This is a genomic window from Brasilonema sennae CENA114 (assembly GCF_006968745.1).
Lineage (GTDB): Bacteria > Cyanobacteriota > Cyanobacteriia > Cyanobacteriales > Nostocaceae > Brasilonema > Brasilonema sennae.
The window spans coordinates 5,078,324-5,102,687 of the sequence record NZ_CP030118.1 but is presented as its reverse complement, the minus strand read 5'-3'; the positions used below and the strand labels follow the sequence as shown (position 1 = coordinate 5,102,687).

The following is a 24,364-nucleotide window of genomic DNA, read 5'->3' as shown; positions in this document are numbered from 1 at the left end:
CTTACTGGGCAAGCCATCGACACACTCCAACGAAGTTATGCGGTTTTCAAGGATCGGGCTTAGTGTGTAGATGAACATTACACTACTTGATAGAAAGAATAATAGCAGTTGGTGTAAATGTCAATTTTTGGTATAAAAACCTGTTAGTGGTGTTTAAGAAAGTAGGACTTACGCACAAGTTACGAAAAAACAAGATTGTGAGATTGTTTCCTTACGTCGCAATGACACAACTACGTTTCCTTTGCGTAAGTCCTGGAAAGAAAAAAATGTAAGCATTATGATATTTAGACTTCTAAAACATTTGACAAAGTGCATAAAAATTGCTATAAATAGTTTTTTGTGCAAACTTTAGAATTTTAATAAACACTTGGCTAACGTAATTGTTATAGGTGCCCAGTGGGGCGATGAAGGAAAAGGTAAAATAACAGACTTACTTAGTCGCTCCGCAGATGTTGTTGTACGTTACCAAGGGGGCGTCAATGCTGGACACACAATTGTAGTCAACGGTCAAACCTTCAAGCTGCACTTGATTCCCTCTGGTATTTTGTATCCAAAAACCGAGTGCATGATCGGCTGTGGAACAGTGATAGATCCACAGGTTTTAATCGCAGAACTTGACCAACTAGAAGCACTTGGTATTTCCACTCGCAATCTGCTGATTTCTGAGACGGCTCATGTTACGATGCCTTACCACCGATTGATTGACCAGGCATCGGAAGAGCGAAGAGGAAGTTATAAAATTGGCACAACTGGTCGTGGAATTGGTCCAACCTATGCTGATAAATCAGAGCGGACTGGTATCAGGGTATTAGATTTGATGAACCCTGAGGGACTCCGTGAACAGTTGGAGTGGACAATCAATTATAAAAACGTCATTTTAGAAAAACTTTACAACTTGCCACTATTAGACCCCAAACAAGTGATTGACGAGTACTTGGGGTATGCAGAACGCCTGCGACCGTATGTTGTTGATACGTCCTTAAAAATATACGATGCAATTCAGAGACGGCGCAACATTTTGTTTGAAGGGGCGCAAGGTACCCTCCTCGACTTGGATCATGGGACATACCCGTATGTGACTTCCTCTAACCCAGTGGCGGGTGGGGCTTGTGTTGGTACCGGGTTAGGACCGACAATGATTGACCGAGTGATTGGGATAGCGAAGGCTTACACCACTCGGGTAGGCGAGGGACCTTTCCCCACAGAAATAGACGGGGAAATGGGAGAAGTCTTATGCACGCGTGGTGCTGAATTTGGGACAACCACCGGACGTAGGCGGCGTTGCGGCTGGTTTGATGCAGTCATCGGTCGCTATGCTGTCCGCATCAATGGTATGGATTGTCTAGCAATTACCAAACTTGATGTCCTCGACGAATTGGAGGAAATTCAAGTTTGTGTTGCTTACGAAATCGATGGGGAACGCAGCGAACACTTTCCTAGCAACGCCCGTAAATTTGCCCGGTGTCGTCCTATCTACAAAACCATGCCAGGATGGAGAACTTCAACAAGTGATTGCCGTACTTTAGAAGAATTGCCCAAGCAAGCGCTAGACTATTTGAAATTTTTGGCAGAATTAACAGAAGTGCCGATCGCAATTGTCTCCTTAGGAGCAAGCCGCGACCAAACTATCATTGTTGAAGACCCCATCCACGGTCCAAAACGTGGTTTATTGCACCAGGATGGTACACCTGCTTCGTTGCTGAGTGCTTAGAGCGAACAATACAGCCCAATGCCTTGTGCCCGTACTAAGTGATACTATCAAAATCTCAAATCTAAAATCTAAAAGCGAAAAATGCAGCTAACAGTCGATTGTCAGAAGCGACCAGAAGGCACTAAGCCCAATGCTTTGCGCCGTTCTGGAAAAATCCCCGCGCATTTGTACGGTCATAAAGGTACCGAAGCGATTTCTCTCGTCCTTGATGCTAAGGTTGTTGAACGCCTGCTCATCAAAGCTTCGGTTAATAATACTTTGATTGACCTTAATATTACTGATGTTCCTTGGCGGGGAAAAACCCTGCTACGGGAAGTTCAGTCTCATCCCGCAAAACGTACAACTTACCACCTGAGCTTTTTTGCCGTTGCAGGTCACGGTGACACAGATGTGGAAGTACCTGTGAGTTTTGTCGGAGAACCAGTAGGTGTGAAGCTAGAAAACGGTGTATTGGATACACAATTTACAGTCGTGTCGCTGCGTTGTGCACCGGAAAATATTCCGGAAGCGATTTCGGTTGACGTCTCCAATATGCACGTGGGAGATATTTTGTATGTTGACGCACTCAATTTACCTGAAAATGTGACATATTTGGGTGATTCTGAGCAGGCGATCGCTACAATTTTACCCCCACAAGTTGATGCTAAGGCTGAGGATGAGGCTGAGGCTGAGGCTGCGGCGGCTGAGGCGGCTGAGGCGGGTGAGACTGAAACTGAGGGTGAGGAACAGTCAGAATCGGCAACATCAGAACAAGCTTAAATTTGATATAGTTACGAAGAAGACCAGGGGGTTACCTCTGGTTTTTTTGTATCTTAGATTTTAACCGCCAAGACGCCAAGGACGCCAAGAAGAAATGACAGAAGTTTCTATTCCCCCTTTAATTCAGCAAATGTTGCAGCCTGAGTTTTATCCGCATCAGGTGAAGGAACCTATTGAATTGGTTCAGACGCATATTTCTTATGTGCTGTTGACTGGAGATTATGCATACAAAGTGAAAAAGCCGATGAATTTTGGCTTTTTGGATTATTCCACTTTAGAGAAGCGGGGACATTTTTGTCAGGAGGAGTTGCGTTTAAATCAGCGCGGTGCTGCGGAACTTTATTTGGAGGTGTTCCCGGTGACTCAAGTAGGGGAAAAGTACCAACTTGGAGGAACGGGAGAACCTGTGGAATATGTGTTGAAAATGCTCCAGTTCCCCACAGATGCGCTGTTTAGCAAAATGTTTGAGCAGGGTCGGTTAACTGAGGAACTTGTGGAAGAGTTGGGACGAGTCGTCGCTGAGTATCATGATACCAAAACAGTAACCAATGATTACATTCGCTCTTTTGGTGAGGTGTCCCAAATTCGGGCTGCGTTTGACGAAAATTACGAGCAAACGGAAAAATATATTAATGGTCCCCAGACGCAGAAGCAGTTTGAGGAAACAAAGCAAGACACAGATAAATTTTTTGCTGAACGTGGCGAACTCTTTAAGAAGAGAATTCAAAACAACTATGTTCGAGAATGCCACGGGGATTTGCACTTAGGCAATATTTGTTTGTGGCGTGATAAAATTTGGCTGTTTGACTGCATCGAGTTTAATGAGCCGTTTCGCTTTGTCGATGTGATGTTTGATGTTGCTTATGCTGTGATGGATTTGGAAGGTCAGCAACGTCCAGATTTGAGTAATGCTTATTTAAATACTTACCTTGAAGTGACTGGCGATTGGGAAGGGTTGCAGGTGTTGCCCATTTATTTAAGCCGTCAATCTTATGTTAGGGCAAAGGTGACTTCATTTTTATTAGATGACCCAAGTGTGCCTGCTTCTGTTAAGGAGGAAGTGAGCAAAAAAGCAGCTAATTATTATAAGCAGGCTTGGGAATATACGAAACCACGTCAGGGACGAGTGATTTTGATGTCCGGTTTGTCGGGTTCTGGTAAAAGTACAACAGCGCGATATTTAGCTCGTCAATTGGGGGCGATTCACGTTCGTTCGGATGCAGTGCGAAAACATTTGGCGGGAATTCCGTTGATGAAACGCGGTGGTGATGATTTGTACACACCCGAAATGACTGAGAAAACTTACACGCGGCTGTTGGAATTAGGAATTTTGTTGGCAAAAGCAGGTTATGTGGTGATTTTGGATGCCAAGTATGACAGACAGCAGTTACGTGAACAGGCGATCGCCGCTGCTGTTGAACATCAACTTCCCCTAGAAATTATCTCTTGCACAGCACCATCAGAAGTTTTGGAACAACGACTGAATAACCGTACTGGTGATATTGCTGATGCAACGGCTGATTTATTAGCGTCTCAACTTCAGCAAGCTGAACCCTTGACAGAAAAAGAAAAATCACTGGCTAAAATTGTGGATACAACTCAACCAATAGAGGCACAATTAAAGAATGTCATTCGCCAATAGGTAGGCTACATCTTATGGCACCACCAAAACTCAACTTTTCACCAAACTTCGTCACTCAAATCTTATTAGGGTTATTTTTTACACTTGTCTTTTTGAGTACTGGATACGATCCAGCCCTCAGTATTTTTCTAGGTGTATTGGGTGGTTTCGCCTTGGGCTGGGTGACAGCATCAACCAAAAGTGGACCCCAGTCATCTACAGTAGCGACCTCTGAGGGCGTTGACGCGGGCTTGAAGTATTGGTTATTTTTCTTACTTGGCTTTGTGTTCGCAGGGTATCAACCACCTATGAGTATTTTCTTGGGTGCGATCGCTGGTATAGGCGGCGGCTGGACGATTGCTTGGTGGCAAAGCAAGGAAGAATCAAGAACTCAACTACCACAGGAAGATCTAGAACAAACTGACGAAGCTGAAGTTTCTGGTGAAAAATCAAACAAACGCCAAGTTAAGAAAACCACTCGACGTTTTCGTCGTCGTCCTGGAAGTTTTAATTTCAAATTTTGGGAAAAATAGTCAGCAACTCCCGACTGTAAGTCGGGATTGCTGACAAGCCGAGTATTTTCTTCACTTCTTTGATGAATTGGCTCAGAATTTGAGGTAAGTTGTTGATTTCTCGCATCAGATCTTGAGGACTGAAACCAAAAAACATCAAGATAACGACGATAACTAAAATGGCGATCGCGGTACTGATCGCTGTTTGCAATAAACTGAGCAAAGCCCGGAAGACTATATACGCGACAAACAGTGCACCAATGAGAACTATGAGGTTTGTTGGCATGTTTTTGCCTGAATAAATCACAATTTTTAAGTATGGAAGCAATTGTTAACTTTGCACCTGATTCCTGCATAAGTTAACTTTGGTTTTATTTATACATTATAAAATTTGATCCTGCTGATTTTCTTTTTTTACACATACTTTGCTATATTTGTCAAACTATTAATATTAGCGCATTATCCATACTCTTTGATGAGTAGGAATACGCGTGTCAAAACAATGTTATTAGCATCTCATCTATAGTCAAACACTATTATTAACGACTCAAAAATCAGTTATAGCAGTTGCCAGGTAGATTAGGACACGAACTAATGAGAAAACACGGTCACCAAGAGACTTGAAAGTCTGTTAAGCGTTCCCTGCTATAAATAATAGTGATTCTACTATGTAAAAATGCAAGGTGTGGAATGTGGTTTCCATGATGATCATTGCTGTCTTGCTTGCGTGCATGGACGTATTACACACAGAAATACGCTAACAAAACTTCGGTGATCGCTAAATTGTTTTGTTGCTATTTCCCAGAAGACTCCCCATCTCTTCGTCCTAATTCATACACGCCACAACCCATACAAGCAAGTATCCCCATGCTAATTGCCCAGCTCGAACCTAAACTAATTTGCACTCCCCAATTGAGTAGGGTACCAATGACCAGAAAGGGCAGGATACTGAAAACTGAGGCGTAAAAAGCATTTTGTGATTCTCTTGCCTTTCTTGTTTTTTCAAATTCTGATTGACTGATGTAGAGCGATCGCTCAGCAAAGTTAAACCAACGGTTCAATTGCAGTATCACCCATTCCCTGACTGGGGATAAACCAAGATACAGCGCCAAAGACCACAAAGTTGCTCCGGCGATCGCGATTTTATCTAACTCAAAGCCCAAAGGCAATATTTCAGTCAGCATGGCTTAGTGGAAGTCTTGTGGAGGGTGCATTTGGGAAGTTTAACCAATGATAACGATAAACCTAACAGCATTTTTACTTATTTGCAACTTTTTCACTATGACATTTTATTGTGCACAGGTTTACATTTTTATCCACTCAGTATATACGTAACCAAAAAATGTCATTATCAATACTTTGATTTTCTGGTTAATGATAACTAGCTACTTGAGCACTGAACTATCAACAAATCATCACTGCTCAAAGGCATCTAAAATGCTAATGAAATTAAAAAGTATTTTATGTTTTTGATTATCAAAGAAATCAAGTAATTTTGATACCTGAAAAAATACTATTTTTGTAAATAACTTGACAGATCAATATTTTCAAGGTAGATATATTTCGATGAATCAGTAAAAAATATACGCTTTTTATCGTCGTGGTGCACAGGGTGAACCCACTCCAAAGCAAATGTCAATTCCTAATCAAAATTTCAATCTTTGATCCGGCTGAAATTTACATCAATTTATGGATATGTAGTAAGAGCTAGAGGATTAAAAAATGAGTAAGTGGCGACAAACAGTAGCACTTTCCGTAGTCAGTCTATCTATACTAGGATTAGGTGTTGTCAGCTTTATCACTCTATTGACCAAATTAAAATCAGTAGAAGCTGTAGAATTGAACTCCAAGCAGATAGCAACACCCAAGAATCGGTTAGCAGCCTCAATAGCCGTCGAAAATTTTCAGACGCCCAAGACAAAACCATCTGTGGAATTGAACTCCAAGCAGATAGCAACACCCAAGAATCGTTTAGCAGCCTCAATTGCTGTAGAACATTCTCAGACGCCCAAAACAAAACCATCTGTAGAATTAAACTCCAAGAAGATAGCAAGAGCTAACAATTGGTTAGCAGCGTCTTTTCCAGTAGAACATTTTCAGTCCTACACATCCGCATTTGGCTACCGTCGTTCTGCAACTGGCGGTTCTAATTTAGAATTTCACAGTGGCTTAGATATCGCCGCGCCACAAGGGAGTTACATTCGCAATTGGTGGACAGGTACGGTGATTAAGGTTGGCGATCGTAATGCTTGCGGAAGTTATATAGTCATTCAATCTGGCGAATGGGAACACACCTACTGTCACATGGAAGGACAAGTTGAAACTGTAGATAATCGCCGTTATCTAGTAGATAGAACAGGTGGAATTCAAATTGCAGAAGGTCAGCAACTAAGCGCTGGTATGAGAATTGGTCGAGTAGGAATGACCGGACGAACCACAGGTCCTCACGTTCATTGGGGACTCAAGTATGCTAAACAATATGTCGATCCAGCAATGGTTCTTCGAGAAATGTTCTCCCAGCAGCAAATTACTAGGAGTTCATCGCAGGGTTGGACTTCTCAACAGTCACAAGTCATCATTCAGGAATCAAAAGCTGTAGGAGATTCGGGATATTAAGTCAGTGAAGAGTTATCAGTTGTCAGTGAACAAACTACTGATAACTGATAACTCAATGCTGAGTCTTAAGTGAGAATGACTCAGCATTTAGAACTCAAGACTTCATCTAACCAGATACAACCAACTGTTGTTTCTTTGGCAGTTGAGTATATTCAGAGACAATTTTACGAAATTGCTCGCCCTCTATTGTTTCCTGTTCGACAAGCAAATCGACAAGGCGATCTAGCAAAGCTCTATTTTCACGAATAATTTGACGAGCTTTTCTATAGCAAACAACTGCCATTTCTCGCACTTGTCGGTCAATCTTAGTCGCCATTTCCTCTGAATATTCAGAGCGATTCATCCAATCTCGACCAAGAAAAACATCACTACTCTGATTTTCTAGAGCTACTAACCCTAACTCAGACATACCATACATAGTCACCATCTTACGAGCAAGGTTTGTTACAACTTTTAGGTCGTTGCTAGCTCCACCTGTGACCTCAGCTTCGCCAAATACCTCTATTTCTGCTGCCTTTCCTCCTAAAGTCATGATGATGTTATCGTGCAGCCAAGCTTTAGTATAAAGCCCACTGTCAATCATTTCTTCGTTGAGAATTTGCTGAGAAAAACCACCTACTCCACCAGAACGGGGAATAATTGTCACCTTATTTAAAGGATCAGCATTTTCCAGAAGTGTAGACAATAAAGCGTGTCCAATTTCATGATAGGCAATCAACCGCTTTTTCTTGCTATCCAGTAGTGGGTTAAGGGTCAGCCCAATTGTCAATCTATCAATAGCATCGTCTATTTCTAGCTGTGTGATACCATCTTTACGTCTACGTGCTGTCAGAATTGCTGCTTCATTGAGTAAGTTTGCTAAATCTGCTCCTGTAAAACCAGGGGTGCGGCGCGCAATAAGTTCCAAGGAAACGGATGGATCAACTTTCTTATTACGGGCATGGACTTTTAAAATTTCCAGACGACCTTTTCGATCTGGTGCATCTACAATCACTTGTCGGTCAAACCGTCCGGGTCGAAGCAACGCGGTATCCAGCACATCTGGACGGTTGGTGGCGGCAATTATAATAATACCAGTGTTACCTTCAAAACCATCCATTTCGGTGAGCAGTTGATTAAGGGTTTGTTCCCGTTCATCATTTCCACCACCGATACCTGCACCTCTTTGGCGTCCTACAGCGTCGATTTCATCGATAAATATCAGACAGGGAGCATTTTCTTTTGCTTTTTTGAATAAATCACGCACACGGGATGCGCCCACACCCACAAACATTTCTACAAACTCTGAGCCGGAAATACTGAAGAACGGTACGCCTGCTTCACCGGCGATCGCTTTAGCAAGCAGTGTTTTACCTGTTCCCGGAGGTCCCACTAACAGCACTCCTTTGGGAATGCGTGCGCCCACAGCAGTAAATTTTTCTGGTTGTTTGAGGAAAGTCACGACTTCTTGCAGTTCTTCCTTGGCTTCTTCAATACCTGCAACATCGTCAAATTTGATTCCAGTCTTTGCCTCCATCTGGAAACGAGCTCTGGTTTTTCCAAAGTTCATTGCTTGGCTAGAGGCATTACTAGAGCGGCGGAGGAACAATAACATCAAAGCAACTAGTGGCAAGATCCACATTAGGTTGAGCAAAAGTCCTACAGCCGCTTTACTATTGGCAGAGGGAGCCTCGCCAAAGTCAACATTCTTTTCTCTTAGTCTATTAATTAGCTCGCTGTTTTGTTCTAAAAGCCGCACCTGTATCGGTTGTTCACCTTGCTTTTGTCCGTTTAGATAAACCCTTGCTAGCTGGTCAGTTTCGTCAAGCTCTACTCTTTTGACTTCTTTATTGTCTATTTTCTTGATTAATTCACCATAAGATAGAGACTCTTGCTCTGCTTTTTGTGCTAATGCAGGAGTCCCCCCTAATATTCCTGGCAACATGATTAAACTGGCTGCTAGCGCTCCAGTCAAGGCAGCACGCTTTGCAGGCTGCTGTTTTCTCGATGTCTTTTTCTCAAAATTTTTCATAATAATTACCCTTTGCTTGCTGCTCTTAATTTCGAGCACTCGTTTTTATGCCTTTTCCTCTACCAAGAGTAGATATCAGGGGTGTCTAATTTTCTAGTGTAGCTTCCAAAAAAAGCAAACAATAAGTTTTTCCTTGCAATACCCAATAACTGCGTTAGACGCCTAATTAGATGCTCGTTGTTTCCTCACAGGTTAGACTATGACGCTCAAAAGCCTTTTGAAGTAGTACTTTTAGGTTTACATTTTATCTTTGTTATTTTTCTGGCTCTTTAGCATGGAATTGTCTGCCTATTGGAATTTGGCATATTACGTCACAAATAGCTATAATTAAATCATACTCGTAATGATTACATTTTGCAAACTAATCAGTGTTTGAATGTCAATATACACTAAGGCAAAATTTGTAAATTAAAACACAATTTGAGGATTCAGTTATGGTAAGGATAGTAGGCATTGCTGGTAGCTTACGACCAGATTCTTATAGCCAATTGGCTTTAGAATTAGCAGCGCAAAAAACACAGGAACTAGGTGCAGAAGTAGAAGTTCTTGATTTGCGCAAAATGAACCTACCATTTTGTGATGGAGGGGACGATTATCCAGATTACCCAGATGTGAAAAGGCTACAAGATGCTTTTACACGTGCTGATGGTTTAATTTTGGTTACACCTGAATATCACGGTAGTGTAAGCGGTGTCCTGAAAAATGCTCTTGATTTAATGAGCTTTGACCATTTAGCAGGTAAAGTCGCAGGATTTATCAGCATTTTGGGTGGTCAATCTAATAACAATGCACTCAATGATTTGAGAGTAATCCTTAGATGGGTACACGCATGGTCTATTCCAGAGCAGGTAGCAATTGGGCAAGCCTGGAAAGCATTTAGCCCTGAAGGTAAGTTATTAGATGAGAAACTCTCTCAACGTCTCGAGCAATTTGCTCAGAGTTTAGTTGAGAACACACGGAAGTTACGAGGTGTTGATTAACTTATTTTTCGCCCACAAGCTTTCTTAACCCTGTCATTTGATTATTTTCTTGACTCAATGCTGCCTTAAAGTCAATTTTACAGCGCTTTTAGAGTTTGGGTAAAGCTGCGTAAATTCGGGCAATCCTCCGGGGAAGACCGATGGCGCTCTTGCAAACGCTATTGGTCTGGAGACGCTACTTTGAACACGCTTGTTCTGGTGAGGTGACGCGTGCTGTATTTGAATTTTTGAGTGGTGATAGCGTCACCAAGCACTGAACCTATTCGTTAGATGCTCGCTATTTTTTATACGATTGCCCAGATTTAGCGTGCGTAAAAATGTAAGGGGCCGGATTGCTGCGAATGTCCGTTACTGCGAGCAAACCGTTGCGTCAGAATCTTATGATAAGCTGCTTCATAGCCCTCAGCCATATTCTGAACACTGAAACGATTCCAGACATACTCCCGACAGTCAGAGCGGTCTAATCCTGCAACCTTGCTCACAGCACTCACGCATTCTTCAACGCTGTTGCAGAGAAAACCTGTTTTAGCCTCAGCAATGACCTCTTTTGTAGACCCTAGGTTCATCGCAATCACTGGAGTACCAGATGCCATTGATTCAATCATAACCAACCCGAACGGTTCTCGCCAAGTAATCGGGAATAGGGTTGCTACCGCACCTCCCATCAAAGCATTTTTTTGCCTATGGTTGGCTTCACCCAAATATTCAATTTGCTTACCATCAATCAAAGGTTTGATTTCTTTTTCAAAGTATCCCATATCAACGACATCCACCTTACCCGCCATCTTCAAGCGCCAGCCTGCTTGTTTGGCAATTTCTATCGCCAAGTGCGTTCCTTTCTCTGGAGAAATTCGACCTAGAAACGCCAAATATGGCGGGTCATCAGGTTGGGGATAAAATTTATAACTGCTAACATCAATCCCGTTATAAACTGTTGCTACATAATTCAGCCCTAACCTTTCTTCTCTTTGTGCATCAGAAATACTAACGTAAGGCTGATTTTTTGCGTATTGAAACATCTTTTCGTTGTCAGGAGTAAAAATTCCGTGCAACGTGTGAATAGTCGGCGTCTTTACCAGACTAGCGTAGCTTAAGGTGATACATCCTATGTGAGAATGAATAATATCAAATTCGTTAGCTTGCTCATATATTCGACCTAAATGCAGCATATCGTATATGCCGTATTCTTTCACAGTTTTATCAAGTCGTAGAGCACGAGGATGAACGGATTCTAGCTTTGCCAAACTGATAGAATCTCCTGATGCAAATAACGTCACTTCATGTCCACGTTTGAGTAATTCATCAGTTAAAAGTCCAACAACTAATTCTATACCGCCATAAGTTGTAGGTGGCACTCTTTCCCAGAGTGGAGCTACTTGAGCAATTCGCATAAAAACCCTCCCAAAAAGTTAAGTTTTAAATGGAAAGTGGATACTCTCTTATCCAATGAAAGATTTCCAGATACTCAAATGTGTGAGAACTAAGTTGGTGGACAAAGTATAGAATTAATTTAATAATAAGTTTAGATGTATGTTTAAATTTTTTATGTCTATCCTAGGTAGAGAAGTTATTCTTTGAGTCCACAAATATATCTTTGTGATTAATCAAAATTATAATTAAAAAATAATTTATTTCTCTTGATTGATGAAACTTTAGAGAAAAACTGAGATTTATTGTCACTTGCATTCAAACTTCAAAAAGAATATAACAAAAGAAATAGATATAGCAGTCCTAAATGATTTGTAAATATTGAGTTAAGACTCTTGACGTTGAGTGTTGAGTGTCAACTGTTAACAGGAGCCAGCGCGAATATATGAAGGCTTCCTGACCTAGGCGTCTGGCGTTCAACAGTCAAAACCAACTGTTCACAACTCAGATAGGATTGCTATATAAAGTCATTACTGCAAGCAGCGATCGCCCTTGGCGCGCCCTAAAGGGATCCGCATTCCCTGCCATCGCCCTTATTTGCTTGAGAAGAGAATGAACTATTTACGACTGACCTGAGGGGTCTGCTGCGTTAACAAATTCTGGGTGTTCACTCTCTGGACACTGAATGACTTGGTCTGAGTTTGGTCTGTGTTGTCGCTTGAATTCACCCAATTGCACAGCCTGACCTGTTTGTGCTGATTGATTGATTGCACGAATAATGCGAACATCAGCTAACCCTTCTTCTCCAGAAGGTTCTGGATCTTTATCTAGGATCACGCAATCTGAAAAGTAAATAATTTCTGCTGCAAACTGGTCTCCAGCAGGAAAAGATTGTTCCTGCGTTTCATCATTGATGGTAACTTGTTGCTTCAATTCGTCTTGATAAGAGTATGCAGAATCCATCCGCAAGTCGCCTTTTGTACCTACAACCTGAAAAGTAGAAACTGGTGCCCCGCCAAAGCTAGAGATAAATATTGCCACTCTCTCTCCAGGAAAACGCACTAGGGCGCTGGTCATTTCGTCGGCTTTCTCAAAACGCTTTTCTCCAATGCTTGCGCTTAGGGCAACAACTTCAATAGGTTCATCTTGAAATAGATAGCGGGCAGCATTGATGCAGTATGTCCCCATGTCGTAAACGGAACCACCACCATTGGAGATTGGTTCTTTTAACCGCACGTTATCTCCAACAACTTGTTGAGAAAATACGGAGTTAAAGATGCGGGGGTTACCAATTTTGCCTGAATTAACAATTTCTACTGCCAGCATGTTTGCTTTATCAAAATGCAGACGGTAGGCAATCATTAGTTTTACCTTGTTTTCAAGGCAAGCGCGAATCATCTCCTCACACTCTTGTTCTGTCACAGCCATTGGCTTTTCGCAAAGCACGTGAACACCAGCTTTTGCTGCACGCATAGTATAATCACAGTGGAGATGGTTAGGCAAGGCGATGTAAACTGCATCTATTTCACCACTTTTAAGGTAGTTGTCATACTCTTCGTAAGAGTAAGTTTTTACTCCATAATGCTTGCCAAGTTTTTGACGCTTGATTGGATCTCCTGAAAACAAGGCAACCAGTTGTGAATTTTCGGTGTGAGCAAAAGCAGGTAAGACGTCTTCTTGGGCAATCCAACCCAGTCCTACAACCGCGTAGCGAATTTTACGCTTGCCGTTTGTCACTGTCATTAATCAACCTCCTAATGTAGTTATTTTTTCTAGAGTGTAGGGATTTGAATTCCCTTTACTTTTGTACAGTGCAAGGAAGTGCGGCTGTGCATCCTTACACCTCTTATTTTTTTAACAATCTTGAATTATTTGTCCTGCAATCCAATCTGTTCTCTATGACTTTGAGGATAGAAATTAATGACTTTTGCTCCATCCTTCTGGCGACACAGAGGTAGCAGATTTTTTCTAAGCAGGGTTGGGTGAAACCATAACAAAACAGGACTTCCTTCCCCCACGAGTACTCGTGAAGCCTCCACAAGTATCTGTGGAGGGGGCAAAAAAGGCGGAAATTCTCAATTACTCGTGCTTCTTGACATAAAAATCCGCCTTTTTTGCAAAGTCTTGCGGGGGAAGCTTCCCCCGCAGAGCTTTGCGCCAAGGTTGTCCGGTTTTGTCTAGGAAAAATGTAGCGGCATAGGTCATCCCCAAAGGATGGAGGGTAGACCCCGGAGGGGGCTTCTTGAAAGGTAGCAATTGCAAGAATCGTAGTTTTATGTTTTTTTATATTGATCTACTTACAAAGAAAAAACATAAGATATAATTTTTGACTATAGGATTCCTACTTGATTTTTGAAGAGAATTCAGTACAGTTTATGTTCAGCGTTCCTTACCTCAACGAGTTCGTGTGGCTAGCGGGTGCTGTCACGGCTAGCACCGCTATCGAGCGTCGTCTGGTGTAAGAGATACGCCACGAAGCGCGAACAGAAACCAAACCGGATTCCTATATATAAGTTTCATCATTAAACACTTCTATTTTATTTGTAAGAATGAAAAAAGCTTTTAGTTTCTACGGGATTATTCTCGGATCAGTTTTGCTAAGTATGGTCTTGAGTTTTACGTCAGGGAAAATTTTGGCACAAACTGAAAACTCTGAAGTTAGTGGAGGTAAGGCGGTTATCGAAAATTCTGCCTCAACGAATACCTGCCCTTACACAATTTCTGTTTTACCTGGTGGAGCAGCAACTTACACTGTTTGTAACAAAACGGGCAAGGGTGAAGTTTCATCTGGGCTAAGTAAGAGATTTTTTGAGGATATAAAAACTGCCCAGCCACTAGAAAATGTACCATTTACCCCTTGTGTGAAAAGTGCGTCGTTCGGTACAACGACTAAAGTCAAGTATAAAGAACAAACGTCTCCTGATATTAGTTGTCCTAGTTTTGATTCTAGAGTTACAGACTTATATGAGGATACAATCAAAATTCAGCAACAGTTAGGTTTTTCAACAAAGAGAATAAGTACCTCAACCTAATTAAACTTAAAATGTCATTCGTGCAAAGAGCACCAGTAGGGTGGGCAACATGTTGCCCACCCTACACCTTAATGATGATGGTGATGATGATGTGCAACGGATAACTGCGGATTAATTGCCACAGTTTCTTCTGACAACAACTCGTTAATATGAGCATTTGCCCACTGGGCTGCCATGTATAAGAACTCAGGATCGTCGTTAACGCAAGGCATCTGCACGTAGTTTACATCAGAATGCTTTTTCTCTAAGGCATGAATGATGTGGTGTACATCCAGTAGAGTTTCATGGTTTTCTGTCGCAAAACCAATCGGCATAAATACAATTGCTTTGGCACCTAATTGAATCAGGTTTTTTGCTGCTTGTTGAGCATTTGGCAGCGTCCATTCAATCAAGGGTGTGTCATGGTTGAGCCATCCGACAGAAATCAGAGGGTAGCGGTAGATTAACTTGTCGCGGACTAAGTCGTAGAGTATCTGACTTTCGGTAATCCCAGAGGTGAATCCTTTGGCTTTATGGGGACAACCGTGGTTCATCAGCACAATGCCAATTTGAGAAGGTAGGTAAGCACTGGCTAAGTCAGCTGTAATTTTCTCTTCGACTAGATGCGCCATCAAGTCGATGTAAGCTGGTTCATTGTAGAACGAGGGGATGTAGCGCAGTCCTTTCACCCAATGCTCATCACCCTCTGCTATCTCGGATAAAGCGTTGTTGACTTGTTCTATAGCAATACCGCTGGTGAAGATGGAATCTACAACAAGCAGTGGGTAGATGAGTATTTTGTCAAAACCTTGATTTTTGATTTCTGCCAGGACTTGTTTGGGTAGGAAGGGAGCGCAAAAGTTGAAGGCTTTAAAAACTTGAACACCTTCACCCCACTTGGCTTGTAGGTCTTTTTCAATGCCAGCACGTTGTTTTTCAAAAATAGCGTTGTGTGGGGAAATAAAATCATGGTGCTGATGTCCCCACTCATGACGGTCAAATAATGCCAAAAGCTTTGCCAAGGGAGGATACACCCAAGTAGGGACGGGTGCAAATTTTGCTGTCAGGAGATTTAAGGCTTGTTCATTATAGTTAGCGAAATCTTCGTAGCTTTCGACTTCACCGTAACCCATGAGTAATACTGCTACTCGTTGTTGACTGGGCGATCGCTCATGCGTTGAATCTAGTTTTTCTGGTGTAGCAACCACAATTGTTCCTCAATACAACTTCAAAAGTTCTGAGTACCTAAGCAATGAGTCCTTTGATGATTTCCACTTCAATCTTGGTACTCATGGTTCAGCACCCTTAGGTCTTGTTGTTTTCCATACTCGTCAAATTTTATCCTATCCAGGGGGATAGGATAAAAAAGTAAATATGAGTTGTAGTTATCATGACTACCCTCTATTTACTACCGAAGATAGAAACACAACAATGACTAAAAATGACTTTAGAGGCTTGACATATACTTGTTCCGCAAATTGTGTAGCGCTTGATAGACTGGGATTGATATGTTGAGTTGTTAATTATAAGGACGACTTACCGCTTTGCTGAATTCAAACAGGTTGAATCTTTTTTTGAATATTGCAAACCGTTACATATACGAGAAAGTATGGTTATTAATGTTTTCTTTATAACTAGTATCTATACATAGCTAGAGGAAAAAGCTGCTAATAGAAGAAGAGATGAGTATAATTATTTGCCCTGGAATTCATGAGTCACTTTTCACTCAATGTTTTGTATCAGGGTGGATAGACCAACTTACAGATGAAGCCAAAAAGAAAAAAGCAGTAGATGTACTGATGTTTCCTGGTGAGGGTGGTTTAGCTTTATCAGGATTTCATTTATGGCAATTTTTACACAAACACTTGCAGGATAGGATAGAATCGCCGGTTGTATTCATTAGCTTTAGTGCTGGTGTTGTTGGGGCGATACTCGCTGCTCATAAATGGCAAGAAATTGGCGGTTATGTCAAAGCTTTTATTGCTATAGATGGATGGGGAGTTCCTATGTGGGGAAATTTTCCGATCCATCGGATGAGTCATGATTATTTCACCCACTGGAGTTCTTCTATGCTGGGAAGTGGGCAGAATAACTTTTGTGCAGATCCGCCGGTTGACCATCTGCAAATGTGGCGATCGCCCCAAAGTGTTCAGGGCTACTGTTTAGACTCTTGTTTTAGCGAATCACCGCCAAAACAGCGTCTGAGTGCGGCTGAGTTTTTGCACTTGCTTTTAAAGCATTATGAAGATAACTAGTCCGGAAAACAGATTTACCAAGTAGGAATGAGTAATGGAAGATGAGGGGTAATGGGAGTCATCAGTTCCCCTGCTTCCCCACTTCCTTTACTCCTCCCTGACGATGACGAGTTGCTATCTCAAAAGATTCTAATGTTTCCAACTGAACCTGCTGCTGTTAATAAAGGGTTTACTGCGATTCTCAAAAACCGTGGTTTTATGCTGCTGTGGATTGGGCAATTGGTATCCCAATTAGCAGATAAAGTCTTTCTTGTTTTGATAATTGCTCTGCTTGAGAACTACCCAGCCCCTGCTGGATTAGCGCAAAACTCAAAGTACTCGACGTTGATGGTGGCGTTTACAGTACCAGCAGTCTTATTTGGTTCTGCGGGTGGTATCTTTGTTGACCGCTTCCCAAAAAAACTCATTATGGTTGGCTCTGATATCGTGCGCGGGCTATTAACGCTGTGTATTCCTTTTTTGCCACGAGAGTTTGTTATTCTGCTGATCGTAACTTTTGCCATCTCCACTGTGACGCAGTTTTTTGCACCCGCTGAGCAAGCTGCTATTCCGCAGTTGGTTAAAAAAGAAAATTTGATGGCAGCCAATGCGCTGTTTAGCAGCACAATGATGGGAGCTTTAATTGTTGGCTTTGCTGTGGGGGAGCCAATCTTAAGTTGGGCGAAAAACTCAATAGGAGCAAGATATGGTCAAGAACTGATCGTAGCAGGATTGTACCTGTTGTCTGCGGGCGTCATGCAACCCATTAATTTTAGAGACAAGGTATCTTTTGACAACAATCAACCAGCCATCAATGCTTGGGCTGACTTTAAAGAGGGTTTGCGTTATCTCAAGAAAAACCGTCTTGTGTTGAATGCTATGCTGCAACTGACGACATTATACTGTGTGTTTGCAGCATTAACAGTACTGGCTATCAGATTAGCAACAAAGTTTGGCTTAGAAGAAAAACAATTTGGCTTTTTCTTGGCAGCAGCTGGGATAGGTATGGTTTTAGGAGCAGCGATTTTAGGTAACTGGGGTGAAAAAGTTCAGCGCAAGCCCTTACCCCTAATTGGGTTTTTAATTATGGCGCTGGTTTTAGGAGTATTCAGTTTTACTAACAACTTGCTCTTAGCTTTAGCACTTTGTGCATTGTTGGGTATAGGCGCGGCTTTCATTGGGGTACCAATGCAAACTCTGATTCAACAACAAACACCACCCACAATGCATGGTAAAGTGTTTGGGTTTCAAAATCATGCCGTGAACATAGCCCTCTCAGTACCACTGGCAATCACTGGTCCACTCACTGATGCTCTTGGGTCGCATGGGTTAAGAATTGTGCTTGTGGGAATGAGTATTGTCGTGATGATTGTAGGCGTTTGGGCTTGGCAAAACAGTCGTCGAGTATTGCGAGACATTTTTCTAAAATGAATTTTCTACTTTTTACAGCAAATTTTGTCGCCATTGTACTAAGCTTTTAAACTAAAATGAAGTTTTAACTACAAAGAGTTAGCATTAACTTAGCTATTGCGTGAGGTTTGACTGTGCGTTCGCCTTCTCAAATTAGTCTCCCACAAACCGAAAATCAGAGCATCTCCAACATTTTGATCTCGCCCGTCGTGACGCCCAGGCGTGCATCAGGTGGTTTTGCTTTGCTTGATAGTCTCCAGCGACACGGCGTTGAGTATATTTTTGGTTATCCTGGTGGTGCAATCCTGCCGATTTACGACGATCTGTACAAAGTAGAAGCTGCAGGTGGTGAGATTAAGCACATTTTGGTAAGACACGAACAAGGTGCAGCACACGCCGCCGATGGTTATGCCCGTGCTACGGGGAAGGTAGGAGTGTGCTTTGGAACTTCAGGTCCTGGGGCGACGAATCTAGTGACGGGTATCGCCACCGCCTATATGGACTCAATCCCGATGGTTATTGTCACCGGACAGGTCTCACGGGCGGTTATCGGTACGGACGCGTTCCAAGAAACTGATATTTACGGAATCACGCTACCAATCGTCAAGCACTCCTATGTGGTGCGTGACGTTAAAGATATGGCGCGAATTGTTGCTGAAGCCTTCCACATCGCTAGCACTGGACGTCCGGGACCAGTTTTGATTGATGTTCCCAAGGATGTGGCGCTTGAAGAATTTGACTACGTGCCTGTGGAACCGGGAAAAGTGAAGTTACCAGGGTATCGTCCCACGGTGAAGGGTAATCCACGGCAGGTTTGTGCAGCAATACAATTAATCCGCGAAAGTCGCCGTCCTTTGTTGTATGTGGGTGGAGGTGCGATCGCCTCTGGTGCCCACGAAGAAGTGAAACAACTGGCAGAAATGTTTAATATCCCCGTCAGCACAACGTTGATGGGTATCGGTGCTTTTGACGAACATCATCCCCTTTCTGTAGGAATGCTGGGAATGCACGGCACCGCATACGCTAACTTTGCTGTCACAGATTGTGATTTGCTGATTTGTGTTGGTGCAAGATTTGATGACCGCGTTACAAGTAAGTTGGATGAATTCGCTACCCGTGCTAAGGTCATTCACATTGATATCGATCCTGCAGAGGTAGGTAAGAACCGCGTTCCAGACGTACCTATCGTTGGTGATGTACGGAAAGTACTGACTGATTTGTTACGTCGCTGTCAGCAAACAGGTGTCAACACCATACCGAGCCAAACCCAAGAATGGCTGAACCTGATCAACCGCTGGAAGGAAGAATATCCTCTGGAGGTGCCACACCATGCTGACAGTATCTCACCGCAAGAGGTGATTGTAGAAATTGGTCGCCAAGGACCCGACGCCTATTACACAACAGATGTTGGTCAACATCAAATGTGGGCAGCACAATTCCTCAACAATGGTCCACGGCGCTGGATTTCCAGTGGTGGTTTGGGAACGATGGGTTTCGGTTTACCCGCAGCAATAGGCGCGAAGGTGGGGGTTCCGGATCAAGAAGTCATCTGTATTAGCGGTGATGCCAGTTTCCAAATGAATTTACAGGAACTGGGAACAGCCGCACAATATGGTATCAATGTCAAGACAGTTATCCTAAACAACGGCTGGCAGGGAATGGTGCGCCAATGGCAACAAGCCTTCTACGGCGAGCGTTACTCCTGCTCGAATATGGAAGTGGGAATGCCAGATATTGAGTTTTTGGCAAAGGCGTATGGCATCAAGGGCATGGTGATCACAAGCCGAGAGGAGTTGAAAGATGCGATCGCCGAAATGCTAGCACACCCTGGTCCAGTTATCGTCAATGTCCACGTGACCAGAGACGAAAACTGTTACCCAATGATCGCTCCTGGAAAGAGCAACGCTCAGATGATTGGCTTACCACGTCAGCCACAGAAAGCTTCGCTAGAGCCAGTTTTCTGCAACAACTGCGGTGCGAAAAACCTGCCGAATAATAACTTCTGCCCTGAGTGCGGTACGAAGTTGTAGAGCGATTGTGGTTCAAGAATAATTGTGTAGGGTGGGCAATGCTCACCCTTATATTTGCAACGTTTTGACCTCTCAATGAGCAGCGATTGCTACATCATCATGTGATTTGAAAGCAGCAGACAAGCTACAGTAGCTTTCCGCCCAGTTGCCCAAATGTTCAAAGCCCAACCTCAACAATTTATCACTGCCGAAAGCAACAGCACCTGTACCACCCACAAGAAGTGCGCCCATAACAAGTGGACCTCCAACTGCTGATGTGACAACTGCAGTTGCGGCTGCTCCCGCAACGCTACTACCCATCATTCCAGCTAGTGCAGTTGTTAGACCGCCTAATCCCAACTGAGAAACGGCTGATGCGGTTCCGGCATAACCAGCCAACGCCCCCGCACCTGCGGTAGAAGCAGATGCAACCGCCTTAGTAATTGTGAAGGTTGAGATTGCTCCTTTCTCAATCGCTTCCCAAGTCGAATTATCAGTGCCCGTTAACTTATCGGAGTAAGCCCTACAAATCGTTTCCGGCGTTATTTCCAGAAAGTTTTTTGCATCTTTAACAAGCTGCTTATTGAATAGGAGTTTCTCAATATACTTTGGCGATATAAAGTCCAAAGGAGTAGAAGCAAATGCAGGTGCTGCTGAAGTAAAGCTCAGATGAAGTGTGATTATCAGAGCAATCAGGAATACAGATAAGATTCTTTTTAACCAATTAAACATAGTTCATTACACTTTGAGTAAGATCGATAACCTTCGTACAGTACCCATAAATGAGGGGTGCCTCCATACTCCTTATCATGACGCAGAGAATGTGCCTTTTGTTGCCAAATTACCTAGTATTTTTTTGCGTATGAGGTCAAAGACATTTAATGTAGAACACGCAAATGTAATGTCTCTACAACATAGGTGGGTATTAACAGCGGATTTAGTATTACAACTGAGGATTCATCACTTACAGGGGTTTTCTCTAAGGTGGGCAATGCTCACCCTGTGTTATTATTGAGGAAATGGTAGATTCCTCTACCGACCATCATTATATTTATACTCAGGGGGTGATACCTATGATGACTTTCAGCAAACAAGTAACTATCGCTACAGTCTTAGGAGATTCATCATGGATATTCGCCCTATTCGCCGCGAGGAACTGGAAGTCTTCGCTAATTTCAGTGAACAAGCTGATCTAAACGAGCATTTTCTCAATTATTTGAGAGATATGTGGGATGAAGGCTACGTTCGCCCGGAGTGGTGCTTTGTCGCTGAAGAAGCAGGAGAGTTCGTCGGGCGTATTGTTTACTGGAGTTTACCATCACTCGGCAAGCCTTTCATTTGTGATTTTTTGGAACTCCCTTGGAACGCCAACTATCTTGCAGTCGGCACACAGCTTTTACAACAAAGCTTGACACAGTTGCAGCTTCATGATAGTGACAGTATGGAGTATCAACTCGATATTCCATCACCCTACTCCACATACCTTGAGAAACGAATTGAGCTGTTGGAAAAGTTTGGATTCTCTCTAAATAGAGAAACGATTCGCTTTGAGTGGAAAGATACTCAGACTCAGATAACGCTATCAAATCGGCTGACTTTCCGTTCGCTTAATCAGGTTGGTGAAGATGCTTTCATTCACGGCATCATGCAAGTGTCGTCACAAACTCTGGATCGTTCCATCTTGCATGACCAGGCTAAACTAGGTTTAGAGCAAGAAGCACTGGAACGCTTTCATACGTCGAAGGCTCTCAAGTACAACCCGACGTGGTGGCAACTAGCTTACACCCAGGACGAAACTCTTGTAGGTTTAATTATGCCAGCAGAAAACGACGGTGGAGCTATCATTGGGTTTATTGGTGTAGTTCCAGAACACCGGGGACAAGGCTACGTCAATGATTTGCTACAGCAGGGAACTCTCACCCTTAAGTCCAACGGTGCTGTACGCATCCGTAGCGACGCCGACACTGTGAATGTACCAATGGTTCACGCCTTTCAACGTGCTGGATATAGACAGTTTGCCTCAAGACGAGAATACCGCTATTCGATGAAGTAAAACTACTGAGTTTTCAGTTCTGAGTTGTGAGTATCTACGTCTTACAACTCAGGACTCATCACTTACAGCAGTTTTCACCTAAATGAACCACACCGTTTGTAGAGGTGCAATGTCATTCACTCCCACGACTGTGGTCTATTTACCTGGAAATGGCTGTAAGACTCAGGACTAATTAGAAACTGGCACATTTTTAAATGCCGCAGTATCTGGAACAAAAACGTCTATGCTGTTAACACCTTCAGGAATTCTTAACCAGACATAAGCATCAGCTGAAGCTTGAGGACGCAAAGAAGATAGATCAACACTACCCGTTGAGCGTTTGACGTCAACTCCTTTATAGGTTTCGCTTGTATCTGGATTACGTGCTGTTGTGGTGTAGACTCCTACAGATTCACCAGGATTAATTCCATCTGTAGCAAGCCGACGGATACGCATCTGCAGATTCACGACATCACGGTTTCCTGTTTCTGGATCTTTAATCCGCTTTAGCGATAGTAACTCTACTTCTGCTTTCTTTCCAAAGGAAGGTTGTACAAATTCACCAGATTTTATAGCACTACCAGTGGAAGCTGTTGATTGTGGTGTTGTGGTTGAAGATGAAGACGCAGGCGCTTCTGGTGACTTAGATGTCGTGTCAGGAGGAACAGTACTAGTTTCTGAACTGGAAGTTTTTGGGGTAGAAATGGTGGCGTTCCTACTACCAGCACTTGCAACATTCAACGTCTGTTGTAGGGTGAAAACTTGGTAAGCCGTATAGCCACTGCATAATAAAGCCAAAGTCGAGAGTAAGACAGCGACACTAGATAAGAATGTACTCACACCAAAACCTCTATTTTGTATCTCTACATATACAAGTTTGTCAATCTATCGATTTTGTCATGCTGTGAGTAAATTTGGGTAATCAGTTGCTAATCTTTAAAAATTTAGCCCCAACCCCTCTCCTTATCAAGGCTACCGTGTACACACATCTCGTTTTCACCTCACCCTCGCTTGAATCGGCGCTAAAATCTTTCCCTCTCCTTAATAAGGAGAGGGATGCCCGACAGGGCAGGGTGAGGTTGCCTCGTTCCCAGCTTCTAAGCTGGGAATGTATTTTGAGAGGCTCTGCCTCTGTCAAGCCCCCGGAGGCGGAGCCTCCCAGGATGGGTTCCCAGCCTCCAGGCTGGGAACCAGTCAATCTTTCCCTCTCCTTGCTAAGGAGAGGGATGCCCGATAGGGCAGGGTGAGGTTAAACGAGTGATTTGGATGTTGTTCAATCCGCTATCCTTACGTTGCTTTGGCTGACACTCAGAATTTTGACCTCATCTCCTTGATGTAGTATTTTTCCTGCTTCTGATGCAGGTATATTTGTATTCACGCTTAACTTGTAGAAATGATTGAAACGGGTTGACGTTGTCCAAGATGGTAGAGAATCTTTGCGCTTAGCCACAAACACTTTCTGAAAATGAGTTGTCACCTTTCCTGTTTGAGAATCTCGTGAGGGAACGACGCAACGCTGACAAGGATTCACTCCCTCAAACAAGACTTCTCCTATTTGAAAGTGAACGTACTTTCCTGCTTCAGTAAATAATTGATCTTCCCAAAACGCTGGAACTCCACCAATTTCTATATTCGCTCGCATACGGAGTCGCATTTCATCAACACTCATATTAGGAAACCAGGAAGCGACTTCTTCAAGTGTGGCTGTACTAACCACGGTGGGTCCTTTAGCATTAAGATCATCTGGAAAACCAGTTATTGTGTTTTGCATTAACTTAACTGGAAAACCAAAATAATCACTTAACCAGGCTTCTAGAGAGGGTTGCTGATCATGAAGGTGAAAAATAGCTTTTTGGTCAGTTCCCTGAATGTGTAGGGAGAGTGTTTTTAAGTTAGGATCAAACGTTGATCGCAGCAAGTGAATCTTGGCATTGCGCTTTGCATTGACAAAATGACCTTGTTCATCAAATAAGGCAAACTCTCGATCATGCTCAAGTGCGCCACTCTCAAGAATTCTTGCTAAATTGACATCAATCTTGTCGAGAGATTTAATTGGGTAAATAGAAATGGCTTCCAGGTAAGGTGACATA

At 42.9% G+C, this 24,364-nt stretch carries 20 protein-coding genes; 11 read left to right on the top strand and 9 right to left on the bottom strand.

Annotated features, from left to right (window positions below; translation table 11 throughout):
- The first annotated feature begins 367 nt into the window (after positions 1–367).
- The 4 genes from DP114_RS21395 to DP114_RS21380 all read left to right on the top strand — a co-directional run bounded on the left by DP114_RS21395 (position 368) and on the right by DP114_RS21380 (position 4,624).
- On the top strand, positions 368–1,711 hold the full coding sequence (locus DP114_RS21395; protein ID WP_171977077.1) for an adenylosuccinate synthase: 1,344 nt from the start codon (positions 368–370) through the stop codon (positions 1,709–1,711).
- 81 nt (positions 1,712–1,792) lie between these two features.
- On the top strand, positions 1,793–2,470 hold the full coding sequence (locus tag DP114_RS21390) for a 50S ribosomal protein L25/general stress protein Ctc (protein WP_169264338.1): 678 nt from the start codon (positions 1,793–1,795) through the stop codon (positions 2,468–2,470).
- A 94-nt stretch (positions 2,471–2,564) separates the two neighbouring features.
- Positions 2,565–4,112, top strand: coding sequence for a bifunctional aminoglycoside phosphotransferase/ATP-binding protein (locus tag DP114_RS21385; protein ID WP_169264339.1), 1,548 nt, complete (start codon positions 2,565–2,567; stop codon positions 4,110–4,112).
- Between the two features lie 14 nt (positions 4,113–4,126).
- Positions 4,127–4,624 (top strand): hypothetical protein, encoded by a 498-nt coding sequence (locus tag DP114_RS21380; RefSeq protein WP_169264340.1) that lies wholly within the window; start codon positions 4,127–4,129, stop codon positions 4,622–4,624.
- Here the strand turns inward: DP114_RS21380 and DP114_RS21375 are convergent.
- Positions 4,605–4,889, bottom strand: a complete 285-nt coding sequence (locus tag DP114_RS21375) for a hypothetical protein (protein ID WP_169264341.1) — start codon at positions 4,887–4,889, stop codon at positions 4,605–4,607. The two genes, DP114_RS21380 and DP114_RS21375, sit on opposite strands and share 20 nt — an antisense overlap.
- A gap of 508 nt (positions 4,890–5,397) precedes the next feature.
- The gene (locus tag DP114_RS21370; RefSeq protein WP_169264342.1) at positions 5,398–5,787 is read right to left on the bottom strand and encodes a hypothetical protein; all 390 of its coding nucleotides are present in this window, start codon (positions 5,785–5,787) and stop codon (positions 5,398–5,400) included.
- Between the two features lie 862 nt (positions 5,788–6,649).
- On the opposite strand from DP114_RS21370, the gene DP114_RS21365 reads away from it, so the two are divergent.
- Positions 6,650–7,219: a M23 family metallopeptidase gene (locus DP114_RS21365; protein WP_246163390.1), complete on the top strand. Its 570-nt coding sequence runs from the start codon at positions 6,650–6,652 to the stop codon at positions 7,217–7,219.
- Between the two features lie 106 nt (positions 7,220–7,325).
- Here the strand turns inward: DP114_RS21365 and ftsH are convergent, their stop codons facing one another.
- Positions 7,326–9,230 carry an ATP-dependent zinc metalloprotease FtsH gene (gene ftsH / locus DP114_RS21360; RefSeq protein WP_171977076.1) on the bottom strand — a complete coding sequence of 635 codons (1,905 nt, stop codon included), beginning with the start codon at positions 9,228–9,230 and terminating at the stop codon, positions 7,326–7,328.
- A gap of 434 nt (positions 9,231–9,664) precedes the next feature.
- Between ftsH and DP114_RS21355 the strand changes: the two genes are divergently transcribed.
- Entirely contained in the window at positions 9,665–10,210 is a 546-nt protein-coding gene (locus tag DP114_RS21355) for an NADPH-dependent FMN reductase (protein WP_169264344.1), read from the top strand.
- A gap of 302 nt (positions 10,211–10,512) precedes the next feature.
- Here the strand turns inward: DP114_RS21355 and DP114_RS21350 are convergent, their stop codons facing one another.
- Together DP114_RS21350 and DP114_RS21345 are read right to left on the bottom strand one after the other, a co-directional pair.
- On the bottom strand, positions 10,513–11,601 hold the full coding sequence (locus DP114_RS21350) for a glycosyltransferase family 4 protein (protein WP_171977075.1): 1,089 nt from the start codon (positions 11,599–11,601) through the stop codon (positions 10,513–10,515).
- A gap of 598 nt (positions 11,602–12,199) precedes the next feature.
- Positions 12,200–13,321, bottom strand: a complete 1,122-nt coding sequence (locus DP114_RS21345) for a Gfo/Idh/MocA family protein (RefSeq protein WP_171977074.1) — start codon at positions 13,319–13,321, stop codon at positions 12,200–12,202.
- 806 nt (positions 13,322–14,127) lie between these two features.
- Between DP114_RS21345 and DP114_RS21340 the strand changes: the two genes are divergently transcribed.
- On the top strand, positions 14,128–14,610 hold the full coding sequence (locus DP114_RS21340) for a hypothetical protein (RefSeq protein ID WP_169264347.1): 483 nt from the start codon (positions 14,128–14,130) through the stop codon (positions 14,608–14,610).
- A gap of 68 nt (positions 14,611–14,678) precedes the next feature.
- Here the strand turns inward: DP114_RS21340 and DP114_RS21335 are convergent, their stop codons facing one another.
- Complete coding sequence (locus tag DP114_RS21335) at positions 14,679–15,797, bottom strand: ferrochelatase (protein WP_169264348.1); 1,119 nt, start codon at positions 15,795–15,797, stop codon at positions 14,679–14,681.
- A 474-nt stretch (positions 15,798–16,271) separates the two neighbouring features.
- Here DP114_RS21335 and DP114_RS21330 point away from each other — a divergent pair, with 474 nt between their 5' ends.
- The 3 genes from DP114_RS21330 (at position 16,272) to ilvB (ending at position 20,263) form a co-directional block, all read left to right on the top strand.
- Positions 16,272–16,844 (top strand): hypothetical protein, encoded by a 573-nt coding sequence (locus tag DP114_RS21330; protein ID WP_169264349.1) that lies wholly within the window; start codon positions 16,272–16,274, stop codon positions 16,842–16,844.
- Positions 16,845–16,976: 132 nt separating this feature from the next.
- Positions 16,977–18,254, top strand: coding sequence for an MFS transporter (locus tag DP114_RS21325; RefSeq protein WP_169264357.1), 1,278 nt, complete (start codon positions 16,977–16,979; stop codon positions 18,252–18,254).
- Positions 18,255–18,361: 107 nt separating this feature from the next.
- Positions 18,362–20,263, top strand: a complete 1,902-nt coding sequence (gene ilvB, locus DP114_RS21320) for a biosynthetic-type acetolactate synthase large subunit (protein WP_370469273.1) — start codon at positions 18,362–18,364, stop codon at positions 20,261–20,263.
- Between the two features lie 72 nt (positions 20,264–20,335).
- Here the strand turns inward: ilvB and DP114_RS21315 are convergent, their stop codons facing one another.
- Positions 20,336–20,974 (bottom strand): hypothetical protein, encoded by a 639-nt coding sequence (locus DP114_RS21315; RefSeq protein WP_169264351.1) that lies wholly within the window; start codon positions 20,972–20,974, stop codon positions 20,336–20,338.
- Between the two features lie 394 nt (positions 20,975–21,368).
- On the opposite strand from DP114_RS21315, the gene DP114_RS21310 reads away from it, so the two are divergent.
- Positions 21,369–22,295, top strand: a complete 927-nt coding sequence (locus DP114_RS21310; RefSeq protein WP_169264352.1) for a GNAT family N-acetyltransferase — start codon at positions 21,369–21,371, stop codon at positions 22,293–22,295.
- A 168-nt stretch (positions 22,296–22,463) separates the two neighbouring features.
- Here DP114_RS21310 and DP114_RS21305 read toward each other — a convergent pair whose 3' ends face one another.
- Positions 22,464–23,114, bottom strand: a complete 651-nt coding sequence (locus tag DP114_RS21305; protein ID WP_171977072.1) for a hypothetical protein — start codon at positions 23,112–23,114, stop codon at positions 22,464–22,466.
- Between the two features lie 433 nt (positions 23,115–23,547).
- Positions 23,548–24,363: an MOSC domain-containing protein gene (locus tag DP114_RS21300; RefSeq protein ID WP_171977071.1), complete on the bottom strand. Its 816-nt coding sequence runs from the start codon at positions 24,361–24,363 to the stop codon at positions 23,548–23,550.
- Position 24,364: the final 1 nt, after the last annotated feature.

What these genes read in the sequence shown, in the direction of transcription:
- DP114_RS21325 (WP_169264357.1), top strand. Translation starts at nt 16,977, where the DNA reads ATGTTTCCAACTGAACCTGCTGCTGTTAATAAAGGGTTTACTGCGATT.
- DP114_RS21310 (WP_169264352.1), top strand. Translation starts at nt 21,369, where the DNA reads ATGGATATTCGCCCTATTCGCCGCGAGGAACTGGAAGTCTTCGCTAAT.
- ftsH (WP_171977076.1), bottom strand. Translation starts at nt 9,230, where the DNA reads ATGAAAAATTTTGAGAAAAAGACATCGAGAAAACAGCAGCCTGCAAAG.
- DP114_RS21375 (WP_169264341.1), bottom strand. Translation starts at nt 4,889, where the DNA reads ATGCCAACAAACCTCATAGTTCTCATTGGTGCACTGTTTGTCGCGTAT.
- DP114_RS21380 (WP_169264340.1), top strand. Translation starts at nt 4,127, where the DNA reads ATGGCACCACCAAAACTCAACTTTTCACCAAACTTCGTCACTCAAATC.
- DP114_RS21370 (WP_169264342.1), bottom strand. Translation starts at nt 5,787, where the DNA reads ATGCTGACTGAAATATTGCCTTTGGGCTTTGAGTTAGATAAAATCGCG.
- DP114_RS21315 (WP_169264351.1), bottom strand. Translation starts at nt 20,974, where the DNA reads ATGTTTAATTGGTTAAAAAGAATCTTATCTGTATTCCTGATTGCTCTG.
- DP114_RS21390 (WP_169264338.1), top strand. Translation starts at nt 1,793, where the DNA reads ATGCAGCTAACAGTCGATTGTCAGAAGCGACCAGAAGGCACTAAGCCC.
- DP114_RS21345 (WP_171977074.1), bottom strand. Translation starts at nt 13,321, where the DNA reads ATGACAGTGACAAACGGCAAGCGTAAAATTCGCTACGCGGTTGTAGGA.
- DP114_RS21385 (WP_169264339.1), top strand. Translation starts at nt 2,565, where the DNA reads ATGACAGAAGTTTCTATTCCCCCTTTAATTCAGCAAATGTTGCAGCCT.
- DP114_RS21300 (WP_171977071.1), bottom strand. Translation starts at nt 24,363, where the DNA reads ATGTCACCTTACCTGGAAGCCATTTCTATTTACCCAATTAAATCTCTC.
- DP114_RS21350 (WP_171977075.1), bottom strand. Translation starts at nt 11,601, where the DNA reads ATGCGAATTGCTCAAGTAGCTCCACTCTGGGAAAGAGTGCCACCTACA.
- DP114_RS21330 (WP_169264349.1), top strand. Translation starts at nt 16,272, where the DNA reads ATGAGTATAATTATTTGCCCTGGAATTCATGAGTCACTTTTCACTCAA.
- DP114_RS21340 (WP_169264347.1), top strand. Translation starts at nt 14,128, where the DNA reads ATGAAAAAAGCTTTTAGTTTCTACGGGATTATTCTCGGATCAGTTTTG.
- DP114_RS21355 (WP_169264344.1), top strand. Translation starts at nt 9,665, where the DNA reads ATGGTAAGGATAGTAGGCATTGCTGGTAGCTTACGACCAGATTCTTAT.